Genomic DNA, 15,029 nt, shown 5'->3' with positions numbered 1-15,029 from the left:
TGTTGTAATGGATGCGGATTTTTTCAACCGCTTTCAGTCAACGTATTATTTTTCATTGCAATTTACACGCTTTATCGTTGCTATGACCAGCCCTCCCTCAAAAACAAAAAAGGCCCGGTTCCAACGACGATCATCTGTCGCTGAAACCGGGCCCTCCTTATTTGCTTCTTGCTACGGGTACTTCGCGTTGATATTTAGCGGGCGGAAATGGCATCCACCACGCACAAGGCGGTCATGTTGACAATCCGGCGCACAGTGGCTGACGGTGTCAGGATATGCACCGGCTTGGCGCAACCCAGCAGGATCGGGCCAACCGCCACACCGTTGCCGCAGGTGTTCTTGAGCAGGTTGTAGGCGATATTGGCAGCATCGATGTTCGGCATTACCAACAGGTTGGCATCGCCCTTCAGCGGCGAATCCGGCATCAATTGACGACGCAGCTCAATGTTGAGCGCGGTGTCGCCGTGCATTTCGCCGTCGACTTCCAGGTCCGGCGCCGTCTCCTTGATGATCGCCAGCGCGTTACGCATTTTCAGCGCCGACGCGCTGTTGCTGGAACCGTAATTGGAATGCGACAGCAACGCTGCACGCGGTTTGATGCCGAAGCGCAGCATTTCTTCCGCAGCCAGGATCGTGATCTCAGCCAGTTGCTCAGCAGTCGGCTCTTCGTTGACGTGGGTGTCAACCAGGACCAGCTGGCGATCCGCCAGGATCAGCGCATTCATCGCGGCATAGACATTGACGCCTTCGCGACGGCCGAGCACCTTGTCGATGTAGTTCAAATGCAGGCTGGTGGTGCCGTAGGTGCCGCAGATCATGCCGTCGGCATGGCCCTTGTGAATCGCCATCGAACCGATCAACGTGTGACGGCGACGCATTTCCAGCTTGGCGTATTGCTCGGTTACGCCCTGGCGCTTGGTCATCGCCAGGAATGTCTGCCAGTAATCGCGATAGCGTTCGTCGAAATCCGGATTGATGACTTCGAAATCGACGTCCGCCTTCAGGCGCAGGCCGAAACGTTCGATGCGCTGCTGCAGCACCGCCGGACGGCCGACCAGGATCGGACGCGCCAGGTTTTCATCAACCACCACCTGCACCGCGCGCAGGACGCGCTCTTCTTCGCCTTCGGCGTAGACGATGCGCTTCTTCTCGGCCGGCGTCTTCTTGGCGATCTGGAACAAGGGACGCATGAAAGTGCCGCTGCGATAAACGAATTGCTGCAGCTTGTCGATGTAAGCTTCCATATCCTGGATCGGACGGCTGGCGACGCCGGAGGCAACCGCGGCCTTGGCGACTGCCGGTGCAATCTTGATCATCAGGCGCGGATCGAACGGCTTTGGAATAATGTATTCAGGGCCAAACGACAGGTTGGTGATGCCGTAGGTGGTGGCCACGATATCCGACTGCTCGGCTTGCGCCAGTTCGGCAATCGCGTGCACCACAGCGATTTCCATTTCACGGGTAATCGTGGTGGCGCCGCAATCGAGGGCGCCGCGGAAAATGTAAGGGAAGCACAGCACGTTGTTAACCTGGTTCGGATAATCCGAACGACCGGTCGCCATGACGGCGTCGTCGCGCACTGCCTTGACTTCTTCCGGCAGGATTTCCGGCGTCGGGTTGGCCAGCGCCAGCACCAGCGGCCGCGCCGCCATCGCCTTGACCATGTCTTGCATGAGCACGCCGCCGGCCGACAGGCCGAGGAAAATATCGGCGCCAGGGATCAGTTCGGCCAAGGTGCGTGCATCCGTTTCACGAGCGAAGCGCTCCTTGTCCGGATCCATCAGTTCGACGCGGCCCTTGTAGACCACGCCGGCCAGGTCGGTGACGAAAATGTTTTCAATCGGGAAGCCGAGATCGACGATCAGATCCAGACACGCCAGCGCAGCAGCGCCGGCGCCGGATACCACCAGCTTGCAATTCTTGATGTCTTTGCCGACCACTTTGAGGCCGTTCAGGATCGCTGCGCCGACAATGATCGCGGTGCCGTGCTGATCATCGTGAAAGACTGGGATCTTCATGCGATCGCGCAGCTTGCGTTCAATCTCGAAGCACTCCGGCGCCTTGATGTCTTCCAGGTTGATGCCGCCGAAGGTCGGTTCCAGCGAGGCGATGATATCGCACAGCTTTTCCGGATCGCGTTCGTTGATTTCGATATCGAAGACGTCGATACCGGCGAATTTCTTGAACAGCACGCCCTTGCCTTCCATCACCGGCTTCGATGCCAGCGGCCCGATGTTGCCCAGGCCCAGCACGGCTGTACCGTTGGTGATGACCGCGACCAGGTTGCCGCGTGCGGTGTAACGGAATGCGTTGGCCGGATCGGCCACGATTTCTTCGCAGGCGGCGGCTACGCCCGGAGAGTAAGCCAGCGCCAGATCGCGCTGGTTTGTCAATAATTTGGTTGGCGTTACGCTGATTTTTCCGGGGGTCGGAAACTCGTGATATTCAAGCGCAGCTTGACGCAATTGTTGGCGGAGCTCTTCTTTTTTATCGATCATCGAATCCATATGCGTCTGTCCCCAGTGTAACAAGTGAAAGTCCTTGATTTTATCAGACTGGTTGCGCCCGATTATGTGAATTTCGCATGGTGAAGAGCGATTTCACGTATTTTCTCATTTGAAAAAACTATTCAAATTAAAGAATAACAATTAAAAAACTATCGACATGATGAAGATATTCAATTTCCCATTTCAATTAATAAAAACTATCATTAGCGAAAATTCAATCGCAAAAACATTCCATTCCCGACAATCATCAAGAGAGAGAACACCATGGCCAACCAAGATAACAGCCGCAAATCGATCACCATCGAAAATCTGGAAGCCGCATTTGCCGGCGAATCGATGGCGCACATCAAATACCGCTATTTCGCCAAGCTGGCGCGTGAAGCCGGTGCCGACGACGTCGCCAAGATATTTGAAGATACCGCCGACCAGGAAGTCATGCATGCGTTCGGCCATCTCGACCTGTTGTATCCGAAGACACAACTGACCCCGGCCAAGTCGCTGGAAATCGCGATCGAAGGCGAAACTTACGAATACACCGAGATGTACCCGAAATTCCGCCACCTGGCGATCGAAGAAGGCAACCATGCCGCAGTCGCCGAGTACGACGAGCAAATTGCCGAATCCAGGGAGCATGCCGAGAATTTCAAACGTACCCTGGAAAAGGCCGCCAAGCGCTTCGCGGCGCTGGCCAAAGTGGAGGAACGCCACGCCAATCACTACCAAAATGCATTGAATTCCTTGAAGGTTGCGTAAGGCTATCGGGATTCGCGCGACAAACGATCAAACCTGCCGGCTGGGCAAAGCAACGGCAGGCGATACACTTTTACCATCGACACACAAAGGAAACACAATGAAGACTTATCAATGCATCGTATGCGGACTGATTTATGACGAAGCGACAGGCTGGCCGGCAGACGGCATCGCTGCCGGCACCAAGTGGGAAGACGTTCCTGCCGATTGGGAATGCCCGGACTGCGGCGTGGCCAAGGCAGATTTTGAAATGGTTGAAATCTAGGGCCTGTTGTAAAATCTGACGCCGCTTCAAGCATGCGGCAGCTATCGCGCCACCGGCCCTTCCGGCGGTGCGGTGCAACAGAGCATCAGAAACCGGCCAAACAGCCATAGCGCCTTATCATCACTGCCAATCATCCCTCAGGACATCCCATGAAACCCATTATCATCATCGGCGCCGGCATGGCTGCCTATTCGCTGGCACGTGAAGTGCGCAAGCTGGACAAGGCCGCCGCGCTGCTCATCATCACCGCCGACGATGGTGGTTTTTACTCGAAGCCGATGCTGTCCAATGCGTTCGCGCAAAAGAAACTGGCGGCCCAGTTGATCTCGCAAAGCGCGGTGCAAATGGCCGAACAGATCGGCGCCCATATCATGACCAAGACCCGCGTCAAGCATATCGACACCAACAACAAAGTGGTCGACACCAGCAGCGGTGCTTTCGACTACGCGCAACTGGTGATTGCCGTCGGCGCACAGGCGATACGACTGGGCCTGGCGGGCGACGCCAGCGATCATGTACTGTCAGTCAATCACATCGACGACTACGCCACCTTCCGCGACAAGTTGCTGCCGGATCAAAAAGCATCGGCGCGCGTGACGATCCTCGGCGCCGGCCTGATCGGCTGCGAATTCGCCGACGACCTGGCGGCGCACGGGCACCATGTCACGCTGATCGATCCCAACGTGTTGCCGCTGGCGGCACTGGCGGCGCCGGCGCTGTCGCAGGGCTTGCAAGCGGCGCTCAGCGCCCGCGGCATCGATCTGCGACTCGGCACGACCGCAACAAGCGTTGACCACGCCGATGGCGCCTTCAAGGTTACGCTCGCCAACGGCGATGTGCTGGCGGCGGATGTGGTCTTGTCTGCAGTCGGCTTACGCCCCGATCTGGCATTGGCGCAATCTGCGCAGTTGGCCACCGGGCGCGGCATCATCGTCGACAGCCACGGTCGCACCAGCGCCGCCGACGTGTATGCGCTTGGCGATTGCGCCGAATACCGGATAGATAATGAAGGCCGCACCAGCCCGCTGCCGTACATCGCACCGATCCTCACCGCCGCCCGCGCGATTGCCAAAACCTTGACCGGCGAAGATACCGAAATCGATCTGAAGCACTCGCCAGTCATCGTCAAGACACCAAGCTATCCGCTGGCGCTGGTTCCACCACCACAACATGCCATCGCCACGGGCCGCTGGGAAACTGAAGTCGACGGCGACAGAACTGTCTGCCGTTTCTTCGATGCACAAGGCGTGATGGTTGGATTTGGCGTGGCGCCGCAAGAAGCGAAAATCAGGCAGGCATTGATGGCGGCGTTGGGGACGACGGTCTAAGTCCAAGCTCCGATGCACCATCTCCGTCATCCCCGCGAACGCGGGGATCCAATTTACTGAGCATGATGAAGAAAATGGATTCCCGCGTTCGCGGGAATGACGGAGCGCCTAGTTGCAGGGTGCGCACAAAGGCGCGCCCACCCTATGCAAACTCGGCGATCAACTCAACGATCTCAGCCCCATAAGTCTCCAGCTTCTTTTCCCCGACACCGCTGACGCCACGCAAATCATCCAGCGAAGCCGGCTGCGCCTTAGCGATTTCGCGCATGGTGGCGTCGTGGAAAATGACATACGCCGGCACATTGTGCTTGCGCGCGGTCTCGACCCGCCACCAGCGCAACTTCTCGAAGATGGCCTGTTCCAGCGTCGACAGATCGGTTTCCACGTAACCCTTGGATTTGCCGCTGCTGCGCTTCTGCTTGACCGGCTTCTGGTATTGCCGCAACTGCACCGGCTGTTCGCCCTTCAGCACCGGCCGCGCCGCATCGGTCAGCTTGAGCGCGCTGTAGGCTTCGTGATCGACCGTGATCAGGCCGAGTGCAATCGACTGCCGCAGGATCGCGCGCCACTCGGCCTCGCTGCGGTCGCTCCCGATACCGAAGGTCGAGAGCTGATCATGCCGCCATTGCTTGATCTTGTCAGAATCGATGCCACGCAGGACATCCATCACATGCATCGCACCGAAGCGCTGGTCAACACGATAGATTGTTGAGAGCAGTTTTTGCACCACCACCGTGGCGTCAAACGAAACCGGCGGGCTCATGCAAGTGTCGCAATTATCGCAACGCTCGGAAGCCTGACCGAAATAATCCAGCAGGCGCACGCGCCGACAATGCAGCGTTTCGCACAGGCCCAGCATCGCGTCCAGCTTGACGCCCTGCACCCGCTTGAATACTTCTCCTGCCTCCGATTCGTCGATCATGCGGCGCTGCTGCACCACGTCCTGCAAACCGTAGGCCATCCACGCATTGGCGGGACCGCCGTCGCGGCCGGCGCGGCCGGTTTCCTGGTAATAGCCCTCTATGCTTTTCGGCAAGTCCAGATGGGCAACGAAGCGCACATCCGGCTTATCGATGCCCATGCCGAAGGCAATGGTCGCTACCATCACGATGCCGTCTTCGCGCAGGAAGCGCCCCTGGTTCTTGGTGCGCAGCGCGTAATCCATGCCGGCGTGGTAAGGCAAGGCAACGATGCCTTGCTGCGCCAGGAATTCCGCAGTTTCCTCGACTTTCTTGCGCGACAGGCAGTAGACGATGCCGGCATCGCCGACATGCTCGCTCTGAATAAAATCCAGCAGCTGCTTGCGACCATTGGCCTTTTCGACAATCTGATAGCGGATGTTGGGGCGATCAAATGACGATACGAAACGTGCGCCCTGCTCCAATTGCAGGCGCTCGGCGATTTCTTCGCGGGTCTGCTGGTCGGCGGTAGCCGTCAACGCAATGCGCGGAACCTGCGGGAAGCGTTCATGCAAGATCGAAAGCTTGATGTATTCAGGTCGGAAATCATGGCCCCACTGCGAAACACAGTGCGCCTCGTCAATCGCAAACAACGCGATCTTCGACGACTCCAGCAACTCCAGGCAACGCGGCGTCAGCAAGCGCTCCGGCGCCACATAGACCAGATCGAGATCGCCATTGCGCACCTGACGTTCGATCCGCGATGCTTCTTCATAAGTCTGGGTCGAGTTCAGGAATGCGGCGCGCACGCCGACCTCGGCGAGCGCATCGACCTGATCCTGCATCAGCGCGATCAGCGGCGACACCACCACGCCGACACCGTCGCGTAGCAAAGCCGGGATCTGGTAGCACAGCGATTTGCCGCCACCGGTCGGCATCAGCACCAGCGCATCTCCGCCGTTGGCGACATGGCTGACAATCTCAGCCTGCTGGCCACGAAAAGACGGATAACCGAAGACCGTCTGCAAGATATGCAAGGCTTGCTGATCGGCCGATATTGCCGATGTTGCTTGTGCTGAATTTGGCATTAAATACGCTTACTTTACTTTGCTTTGCTTGGCTTGAATGAGCTTAATTAATTAACTTAAGAAACCATTGTTGACTGCGACCAGCAGGAAAATACCCAGTGCGATGCGGTACACGATGAACGGCCAGGTTGAAAATTTCTCAAGGAATTTCATCAAGCCCCAGATCGCCGCGAACGCCGAAATACTGGCGACCACCAAACCGAAAATCAGCAGCATCCAGGTTTCCAGCGGCATGTGCAGATGGAACAGCACCAGCAACTCTTTCAAGCCAGCCAGCGCAATCGCCGGCAAACCCAGCAGGAAAGAAAAGCGCGCCGCTTCTTCACGCTTGAAATTGAGGAACAAGGCTGCAGTCAGCGTGGAGCCGGAACGCGATACGCCCGGGATCAATGCCCCGACCTGCGCAAGACCGACAATCAGCGCATCGCGCAAACGCATTTCGCCGACCGTGCGGCGATGCTTGCAACTGACTTCGGCCAGCGCCAGCAGCACGCCCATCGCGATACATGCATAGCCGATCACGCTCAGGCTGCGTAGCGGCGAGCCGCAGGCGTTCAACACGTGCGACAGCGCCAGGCCGGCAATCCCGATGGGAATCGTCGCCAGGATGATCGCTACGCCGAGACGAAACTGCGGGCTACTGAAATCGCGCTGGCGTACTGCGGCAATGCTGCCAACCGTCACTTCACGCACATCGCGCCAGAAATAACTGACCACGGCAGCCAGCGCCGCCAGCTGCATCGCCGCCGAAAACGCCGAGCCTGGATCATGCCAGCCGAGCACCGCCGGCACGATGCGCATATGCGCGGTGGAGGAAATCGGCAATAGCTCAGAAATCCCCTGAATCACGCCGAGAATCGCGACCTGCAGATAATCGAGCGATGCAAACCCGATATCGGTACCAGCGGAACATACACTTGCCACAACGTTCTCCTGTTCAGGAATAGATAATCAAAAATAAAAACCAATCCAGCTTACTGTTCGTACACGGCGCTCAATGTGCCCAGTTCACCCAGCCCATATAGCCGGTGACCACCACCACCAGGCCGAACACGATCCGATACCAGGCGAACGCGGTGAAATCATGGCTGCTGATGTAGCGCAGCAACCAGCGCACACACAGGAATGCCGAAACAAACGCCGCCACGATACCGATCGAGAACAGTGGAATATCGGCAGCCGACAGCAGCGCGCGATCCTTGTACAGCGAATAGATGGTGGCGGCAAACAGCGTCGGAATCGCCAGGAAAAAGGAAAACTCGGTCGCTGCCTTGCGCGACAAGCCGAACAGCATGCCGCCAATGATCGTCGCACCGGAGCGGCTGGTGCCCGGAATCAGCGCAAAGGCCTGGGCAAAACCGATCTTCAATGCATCAAGCGCGTTCATGTCGTCGACCGTTTCAATCCGGGCCACGCTAGCGCGATTCTTGTTGCGGCGCTCGACCCAGAGGATGATGAAACCGCCGACGATCAGCGCAATCGCTACCGGCAACGGCGCGAACAGCTTGTCCTTGATCATCCGGTTGAATGCCAGCCCCAATATTGCCGCCGGCATGAAGGCAATCGCCAGGTTGATGACCAGCTTGCGCGCTTTCGGATCGCTCGGCAGGCCGCGTAACACCGCAGCGATGCGGGCGCGATATTCCCAGCAGACGGCGAGGATGGCGCCGGCCTGAATCGCAATTTCGAAGACTTCGGCTTTCTCGCGGGTGATGTCGGCGGTAAAATCGAGCAGGCTACCGGCAAGGATCAAATGACCGGTCGAAGAAATCGGCAGGAACTCGGTAAAGCCCTCGACCAGGCCCATGATGAGAACTTTTAACGCGAGAACTATATCCATGTCGTCTGGGCAATAAGGAAGAGAGAGAAACAAAGAAAATCAGGACTGGAACGCATGATACGGCTACATGATCAGCAACCGCATCCGATGTTTCCTTGAAATAGACCCGTTATTTTACCGGCTCGAACGTTACCACAAGGCGTTCCGGCTTCGTGCCGATTCTTGTCGGCATGAAAGCGACGCCCGCATAGTGCAGGTCTTCCGGCTTGAAGGTATACAGCGGAACCTGGTTGAGCAACTGGCTGGCCAGCAGATTGCCGATCTGCGTCACTTGCGCCGCGTAGGTTTTATCGACGCCGTTCAATGTCAACTGGTCCAGCCGGGGTTCAGTCAGCGTTACGGCATTATGCGGATTATCCAGCGACAGCACGCCCGAGATTGCCATCTTGCCACTCCACGACTTGCCCAGCATCGGCAACGCCACAGTCACGTCGGTATCGATCGACAAACGACCCTGACCGGCAGGCAACGCCAGTTGCGCCTTGTCGGCCGTCACCTCGAACAAACCCATGTAGCGCTGAGAAAACGGCAACCGCTTGTCCATCGATTGCTGCAGTTTGGCGAGCGGAAACTCAACGTCACGCGGACCGATCAGCGCTGCGCAAGACGATAACAACAGCGCCGCCAACAACATAAAGAACACAGACAGCGTCGTGCCTTGACTCAATCGTTTTGATTCCATTCGGATTCTTCCTTGTTTTGCCAGCTTGCAAAAGACCGATTCTACACGGCGGTCAATTGCTCAAGCCTGGTCAGATAATGCATTGCATGGGCCTGTGAGCTGCCGCACATGTCCAGCGCCGGTTGCAGGCTGGCGCATACCGCAGGCCGCTCGGGCTGCCGAAGATCCTGCACAGGTTGGCCTGATCGAGTTGAATACAGCGGATGCCGGCCGGCTTGCCGTTCGGCATACCGGGAATTGGCGACGAAATCGAAGGCGCCGTGCAGCACGCGCCGCAATCCGGACGACAGGAAGGAACCGGCAAACTCACGCGCCGGCCTCGTAGATTAATATCATTTCGACAAACATGTAATTCTTCAAACAACGGGCCGTGATTCATGCGAAGGCCAGATTCTACTTGCATTCACTGTGTCCGGCGCCAAAGTTTGTTCTTACCTGCTACCCAGCGCACCGCGAAACTGTGCAAACTGACAGCTCACCATCGGCTTCCTTGACACCCCCACAGTTGCCGCTTACATTACTGACTCCCAAGTCAGTAACAAAGACAAACTAGCATTCATGAATTGCCCTTTCAGATCCAAACCCCGTTGGGAGCGACGCAAGGAAGCGCGTCCGCAGGAGTTGCTGGCCGCCGCGCTGGATGTGTTCGTCGAACGCGGATTTGCGGCTACCCGGTTAGGCGACGTTGCAGCCCTGGCAGGTGTTTCCAAGGGCACGCTTTACCTGTATTTCGAAAACAAGGAAGAGTTGTTCAAGGCCGTAGTGCGTGAAAACCTGCTGCCGGTGCTGGATGAAGCCGAAGATATCATCGACGGCCACAACGGACATAGCGCAGACCTGTTCCGTGAAATCATCTTCGGCTGGTGGGAACGCATCGGCGCAACAAAACTGGCCGGCATCACCAAGTTGATGATGGCCGAATCGGGCAATTTTCCTGATCTGGTGACTTTTACCGTGAGGAAGTCAGCATGCGCGGCGACGCCATGATCGTGCGGATGCTGCAACGTGGCGTCGATCGCGGCGACTTCCGAGCCATCAATGTGCGCCAGGTGGCCAACGTCGTGATCGCGCCGGTGATCATGCTGATGATGTGGCAGCAGCCTTTTAATACTTGCCATGTTGAAACCATTTCGGCGGAAGACTATCTGAACAGCTTCATCGACCTGTGCCTGAATGGCTTGCTGAGCCAGCCGAGCCCTACCCCAACCTGATCACGGAATATGCTGAAACGCCTAAAACCCTGGAAAGCCATCGTTTTCATCTGCGTTGCGGCACTGCTGATCATCACTTTCCTGGCGACCCGCAAATCCAGTCCGGGCCCTAACCAGACCGCAATCCCGCCAACGGCGGCCGCTACGCCGCGCCTGGAGTTCCTCAGTACCGATGTGATGCAAGTGACGCCACGCGACTTGCGCCAGGTGATGCCGCTGTCGGGCGCATTGCGCGCGGTCAACCAGGCGCAAGTCAAGGCGCGAGTCAGCGGTGAAGTGCGTGAAGTGCTGTTGCGCGAAGGCGCCGCCGTCAGCGCCGGCCAGGTCATCGTCAGGATGGACAGCAGCGACTACCAGGCCCGCCTTGACCAGGCGCAGGGCTCGCTGCTGGCCGCGCAGGGCCAGCTCGACATCGCCACCAAGACACGCGACAACAACAAGGTGCTGGTTGAAAAGGGCTTCATCTCCAAGAACGCCTTCGACAATGCCGCCAGCCAGTACGACATCGCCAAGGCCAATGTCGATTCCGCCCGCGGCGCCGTCGACGTTGCGCGCAAGGCGCTGTCCGATACCGTGATTCGTGCGCCGATCAGCGGCCTGATCAGCCGCCGTTCGGTAGAACCTGGCGAAAAGGTCTCTCCGGACAACAACCTGCTGGAAATCGTTGATCTGCGGCAGATGGAAATGGCGGCTGCGGTACCCACTTCGAACATCCTCGACGTGGCGCTAAACCAGGAGGTCACGCTGGCGCTGGATGGCATGCCCAAGCCAGTGATTGGCAAGGTCGTGCGCATCAACCCGTCGATCGAAGCCGGCTCGCGTTCGATCCTGGTCTACATCCAGATCGACAATCCGCAGGGTCTGCTGCGCGCCGGCATGTTCGGCGAGGCGCAGTTGACGCTGGCGAAGAAAAGCGCGGTGCTGACCGTGCCGCAATCGGCGATCCAAAATGACGCCGGCGACAGTTATGTCTACGCCATTGAAAACGGCAAGATCGTACGCCACGCAGTGACTCTGGGCATGCGCGGTAACGACGGCAGTGGCAATGGCGACGCTGTCGAAATCCTGAGCGGCATCGGCAGCGGCGCCAGCATCGTCAAGGTCAACCTCGGCAGCCTGCCGAATGGCGCCAGCGTCCGGGTGCTTGCCGCCCAACCAACCGCGGTCAAGGGCTAAGACCATGTGGTTTACGCGCATAAGCATCGGCAACCCGGTACTGGCGACCATGATGATGATGGCGTTCGTGGTGCTTGGGTTATTTTCGTACGAGCGTTTGCGGGTCGATCAATTCCCTGATATCACCTTCCCGGTAGTAGTGGTGCAGACCCTGTATCCGGGCGCTTCACCGGAGACGGTCGAGTCGGATATCAGCCGCCCGATCGAGGAAGCGGTCAATACCATCAACGGCATCGACAGCCTGACCTCGCGCTCCTACGAGGGACAATCGGTAGTCATAGTCCAGTTCGACCTGAATGTCGATCCGACCCAAGGCGCACAGGACGTGCGTGAAAAAGTGGCCGCGGTCAAAGCCGGCTTTCGCAAGGAAATCAAAGAACCGCTGATCACTCGTTACGATCCGGCCGACGCACCGATCTTCTCGATCTCGGTCACCAATGATCCAAAAGGCAAGCCGCGCGATCTGCGCGAGCTGACCACCATCGCTGATCAGGTTGTCAAGAAGCGCCTGGAAAACGTGCGCGGGGTTGGCTCGGTAACGCTGGTCGGCGGCGTTAAGCGGCAGATCAATATCTACGTCAAGCCAGTCGAAATGGAATCGCTCGGGATCGGCATCAATCAGGTCGAAGATGCCATCCGCAATGAAAACCAGGAATTGCCGACCGGCGCCATTCGTACTGCCGATAGTGAAAAAGTGGTGCAAGTGCTGGGCAAGTTCAAGGACCCGAATCACTTCAACGATATCGTGGTGACGATCCGCGGCGGCCAGCCGGTCAAGCTGTCGCAAGTCGCAACCGTGGTCGACGGCCAGGAAGAACAGGAAAACCTGGCGCTCTACAACGGCCGTCGCACACTGGCGCTCGATGTGCTGAAAGCGCAGGGACAGAACACTATCGAAGTGGCCGATGGCCTGACCAAGGCGATTCAAGAACTGCAAACCAACATGGAAACCTTGCATCCCGGCGTCCGGATCGAAGCCATCAAGGACAGCTCGACCCAGATCCGGGTCGGCGTCCACAATGTCCGCCAGACCTTGCTGGAAGGCGCGGCGCTGACGATCCTGATCGTATTCCTGTTCCTCAACTCGTGGCGCTCGACCATCATCACCGGCCTGACCTTGCCGGTGGCGCTGATCGGCACTTTCCTGTTCATGAACATGTTCGGCTTCACCATTAACATGATCACCTTGATGGCGCTGTCGCTGTGCGTCGGCCTGTTGATCGACGATGCCATCGTGGTGCGCGAAAACATCGTGCGCCACAGCGGCATGAAGATAAATGGCCGCTTCAAGAGCCATCGCCTGGCTGCCCTCGACGGTACCGCCGAAATCGGCCTGGCAGTGCTGGCCACCACCTTTTCCATCGTCGCCGTGTTTCTGCCGGTCGGCTTCATGGGCGGCATCATTGGACGTTTCTTTCACCAGTTCGGCATCACCGTGACAGCCGCGGTGCTGATCTCGATGTTCGTCTCGTTCACGCTAGATCCGATGCTATCGTCGATCTGGCCAGATCCGGCGCTGCATAACGATACCAATCCCGATGGCAAAAAGCAGCGGCGCGGTATTTATGCCAACACCATCGGCCGCGTGCTGGAGCAATTCGAGCGTCTGGTGCAATGGATTTCCGACAGTTACCAGGTCTTGCTGAAATGGTCGCTCAAGCACCGCCTGATGACGGTCGGGATCGCCATTCTGGCCTTCGTCGCCGGCCTGGCGCTGCCGGCTTCGGGACTGGTCGGTAGCGAATTCATCCCGAACGCCGATTATTCGGAAAGCGGCGTCACTTTCTTCACGCCGGTCGGCTCCTCGCTGGAACTGACTGAGGCCAAGGTGCACCAGGTCGAAAGCATCCTGCGTGAATTCCCGGAGGTGCAGGACATCTACTCCACCGTCAACACCGGCAACTCGCAGGGCAAGAACTACGCCTCGGTATTCATCCGCCTGACGCCGCGCGACCAGCGCAAGCGCAACAATTCCGAGCTGACGCCGCTGCTGCGCCAGCGCCTGTCGCAGGTGGCCGGCATTACGGTGACCCAGGTCGGCGCGCTGGCGGCGGCTGGCGGCGACAGCAAGCAGGTACGCCTGAGTTTGCTCGGACATGACCTGAAAGAACTGGAGCGGCTGTCGGCTGAAGCGCAGCGCCGGATGCGCGCGGTGCCGGGCCTGGTCGATCTCGATTCCAGCCTGAAGGACAACAAGCCCAACATCGCGGTAACGCCGAAACGCGACATTGGCGCCGACCTCGGCATCGGCGTGGCGCAAATCGGTAACGCCCTGCGGCCGTTGCTGGCCGGCGAAGCAGTTAGCACCTGGCGCGGCCCCGACGATGAAAACTATGACGTCAATGTGCGTTTGGCGCCCTCTGACCGCAACGCCAGCGAAGACTTGTCGCGCCTGATGCTGGCCAGCACACAGCTCAACAACGACGGTTCGGCCAAGATGGTGCCGTTGCGCCAGGTCGCCACCATCGAAGCATCAACCGGCGCCAACCAGATCAACCGGCGTGACCTGAACCGCGAAATCGAACTCTCGGCAGACACCCTCGGCCGCTCCGCCGGCCAGGTCAATGCCGACGTCAAGACCGCACTGGACAACATGCGCTGGCCAGCCGGCTACCGTTATCAGGTCGGCGGCTCGACCAAGAGCATGCAGGAATCGTTCGGCTACGCAGTTGGCGCACTCGGCCTGGCGATCATCTTCATCTACATGATCCTGGCTTCCCAGTTCGCCAGTTTCCTGCAGCCGCTGGCGATCATGTCAGCGCTGCCGCTGACCTTGATCGGGGTATTCCTGGCCTTGATGCTGTCGCGTTCGACGCTGAACATGTTTTCCATCATCGGCTTCATCATGCTGATGGGGCTAGTCACCAAGAATGCGATCCTGCTAGTCGATTTCGCCAACCAGGCCCGCAAGGCCGGCGCGGAGCGCAGCGCCGCCCTGCTGGAAGCGGCGCACGTGCGGCTGCGGCCGATCCTGATGACCACGCTGGCGATGGTATTCGGCATGGTGCCGCTGGCCTTCGGCGTATCAGAAGGTTCCGAGCAGCGCGCGCCGATGGGCCAAGCGGTTATCGGCGGAATTATCACTTCGTCACTATTGACGCTGGTAGTGGTGCCCGTGGTCTATACCTACCTGGATGACTTCAGCAGCTGGGTCAAGCGCAAGTGGCGAGGCAATGCCGCAGCGACCGATCCTGAGGCGGAAAATGAAACAGATACCGAAAACAATGCCGTAACGTAACATTTATGCAAAGGCATTACCGACCGCAGATTGCGCCGTACTGTA

12 protein-coding genes and 1 pseudogene are annotated in these 15,029 nt (G+C 58.3%); 7 read left to right on the top strand and 6 right to left on the bottom strand.

The features are described 5' to 3' along the window. Positions 1-194: 194 nt before the first annotated feature. Entirely contained in the window at positions 195-2,507 is a 2,313-nt protein-coding gene (locus CAter10_RS03950; RefSeq protein WP_061532371.1) for an NADP-dependent malic enzyme, read from the bottom strand. Positions 2,508-2,771: 264 nt separating this feature from the next. On the opposite strand from CAter10_RS03950, the gene CAter10_RS03945 reads away from it, so the two are divergent. The 3 genes from CAter10_RS03945 to CAter10_RS03935 all read left to right on the top strand — a co-directional run bounded on the left by CAter10_RS03945 (position 2,772) and on the right by CAter10_RS03935 (position 4,850). Next, a complete protein-coding gene (locus tag CAter10_RS03945) occupies positions 2,772-3,260 on the top strand; it encodes a rubrerythrin family protein (RefSeq protein WP_061532370.1) in 489 nt (162 codons plus the stop codon). 97 nt (positions 3,261-3,357) lie between these two features. Then, positions 3,358-3,522, top strand: coding sequence for a rubredoxin (locus CAter10_RS03940; protein WP_061532369.1), 165 nt, complete (start codon positions 3,358-3,360; stop codon positions 3,520-3,522). 149 nt (positions 3,523-3,671) lie between these two features. Then, positions 3,672-4,850, top strand: a complete 1,179-nt coding sequence (locus CAter10_RS03935) for an FAD-dependent oxidoreductase (RefSeq protein WP_061532368.1) — start codon at positions 3,672-3,674, stop codon at positions 4,848-4,850. A gap of 142 nt (positions 4,851-4,992) precedes the next feature. Here the strand turns inward: CAter10_RS03935 and recQ are convergent, their stop codons facing one another. The 5 genes and pseudogenes from recQ to CAter10_RS03910 all read right to left on the bottom strand — a co-directional run bounded on the left by recQ (position 4,993) and on the right by CAter10_RS03910 (position 9,738). Continuing rightward, positions 4,993-6,837, bottom strand: coding sequence for a DNA helicase RecQ (recQ, locus tag CAter10_RS03930; protein ID WP_061532367.1), 1,845 nt, complete (start codon positions 6,835-6,837; stop codon positions 4,993-4,995). Positions 6,838-6,888: 51 nt separating this feature from the next. Next, complete coding sequence (locus CAter10_RS03925; RefSeq protein WP_061532366.1) at positions 6,889-7,761, bottom strand: undecaprenyl-diphosphate phosphatase; 873 nt, start codon at positions 7,759-7,761, stop codon at positions 6,889-6,891. Positions 7,762-7,831: 70 nt separating this feature from the next. Further along, positions 7,832-8,677 carry an undecaprenyl-diphosphate phosphatase gene (locus tag CAter10_RS03920; protein WP_061532365.1) on the bottom strand — a complete coding sequence of 282 codons (846 nt, stop codon included), beginning with the start codon at positions 8,675-8,677 and terminating at the stop codon, positions 7,832-7,834. Between the two features lie 109 nt (positions 8,678-8,786). After that, positions 8,787-9,359 (bottom strand): DUF1439 domain-containing protein, encoded by a 573-nt coding sequence (locus CAter10_RS03915; protein WP_061536988.1) that lies wholly within the window; start codon positions 9,357-9,359, stop codon positions 8,787-8,789. A gap of 41 nt (positions 9,360-9,400) precedes the next feature. After that, a pseudogene (locus CAter10_RS03910) lies at positions 9,401-9,738 on the bottom strand (YkgJ family cysteine cluster protein). Between the two features lie 179 nt (positions 9,739-9,917). Here CAter10_RS03910 and CAter10_RS03905 point away from each other — a divergent pair. The 4 genes from CAter10_RS03905 to CAter10_RS03895 are packed head-to-tail and all read left to right on the top strand — an operon-like array spanning position 9,918 to position 14,984. Continuing rightward, positions 9,918-10,346, top strand: coding sequence for a TetR/AcrR family transcriptional regulator (locus tag CAter10_RS03905; protein ID WP_335340188.1), 429 nt, complete (start codon positions 9,918-9,920; stop codon positions 10,344-10,346). After that, entirely contained in the window at positions 10,328-10,570 is a 243-nt protein-coding gene (locus tag CAter10_RS24130; RefSeq protein WP_335340187.1) for a hypothetical protein, read from the top strand. The genes CAter10_RS03905 and CAter10_RS24130 overlap by 19 nt, the downstream gene beginning before the upstream one ends. A 9-nt stretch (positions 10,571-10,579) precedes the next feature. After that, the gene (locus CAter10_RS03900) at positions 10,580-11,746 is read left to right on the top strand and encodes an efflux RND transporter periplasmic adaptor subunit (protein WP_061532363.1); all 1,167 of its coding nucleotides are present in this window, start codon (positions 10,580-10,582) and stop codon (positions 11,744-11,746) included. Positions 11,747-11,750: 4 nt separating this feature from the next. After that, positions 11,751-14,984 (top strand): efflux RND transporter permease subunit, encoded by a 3,234-nt coding sequence (locus CAter10_RS03895; RefSeq protein WP_061532362.1) that lies wholly within the window; start codon positions 11,751-11,753, stop codon positions 14,982-14,984. The last annotated feature ends 45 nt before the right edge of the window (positions 14,985-15,029 follow it).

This window comes from Collimonas arenae, assembly GCF_001584165.1.
Classification (GTDB): Bacteria; Pseudomonadota; Gammaproteobacteria; order Burkholderiales; family Burkholderiaceae_D; genus Collimonas; species Collimonas arenae.
This window is presented reverse-complemented; position numbering and strand designations above follow the sequence as displayed.

What these genes read in the sequence shown, in the direction of transcription:
- CAter10_RS03900 (WP_061532363.1), top strand. Translation starts at nt 10,580, where the DNA reads ATGCTGAAACGCCTAAAACCCTGGAAAGCCATCGTTTTCATCTGCGTT.
- recQ (WP_061532367.1), bottom strand. Translation starts at nt 6,837, where the DNA reads ATGCCAAATTCAGCACAAGCAACATCGGCAATATCGGCCGATCAGCAA.
- CAter10_RS03945 (WP_061532370.1), top strand. Translation starts at nt 2,772, where the DNA reads ATGGCCAACCAAGATAACAGCCGCAAATCGATCACCATCGAAAATCTG.
- CAter10_RS03950 (WP_061532371.1), bottom strand. Translation starts at nt 2,507, where the DNA reads ATGGATTCGATGATCGATAAAAAAGAAGAGCTCCGCCAACAATTGCGT.
- CAter10_RS24130 (WP_335340187.1), top strand. Translation starts at nt 10,328, where the DNA reads ATGCGCGGCGACGCCATGATCGTGCGGATGCTGCAACGTGGCGTCGAT.
- CAter10_RS03940 (WP_061532369.1), top strand. Translation starts at nt 3,358, where the DNA reads ATGAAGACTTATCAATGCATCGTATGCGGACTGATTTATGACGAAGCG.
- CAter10_RS03920 (WP_061532365.1), bottom strand. Translation starts at nt 8,677, where the DNA reads ATGGATATAGTTCTCGCGTTAAAAGTTCTCATCATGGGCCTGGTCGAG.
- CAter10_RS03915 (WP_061536988.1), bottom strand. Translation starts at nt 9,359, where the DNA reads ATGGAATCAAAACGATTGAGTCAAGGCACGACGCTGTCTGTGTTCTTT.
- CAter10_RS03895 (WP_061532362.1), top strand. Translation starts at nt 11,751, where the DNA reads ATGTGGTTTACGCGCATAAGCATCGGCAACCCGGTACTGGCGACCATG.
- CAter10_RS03905 (WP_335340188.1), top strand. Translation starts at nt 9,918, where the DNA reads ATGAATTGCCCTTTCAGATCCAAACCCCGTTGGGAGCGACGCAAGGAA.
- CAter10_RS03935 (WP_061532368.1), top strand. Translation starts at nt 3,672, where the DNA reads ATGAAACCCATTATCATCATCGGCGCCGGCATGGCTGCCTATTCGCTG.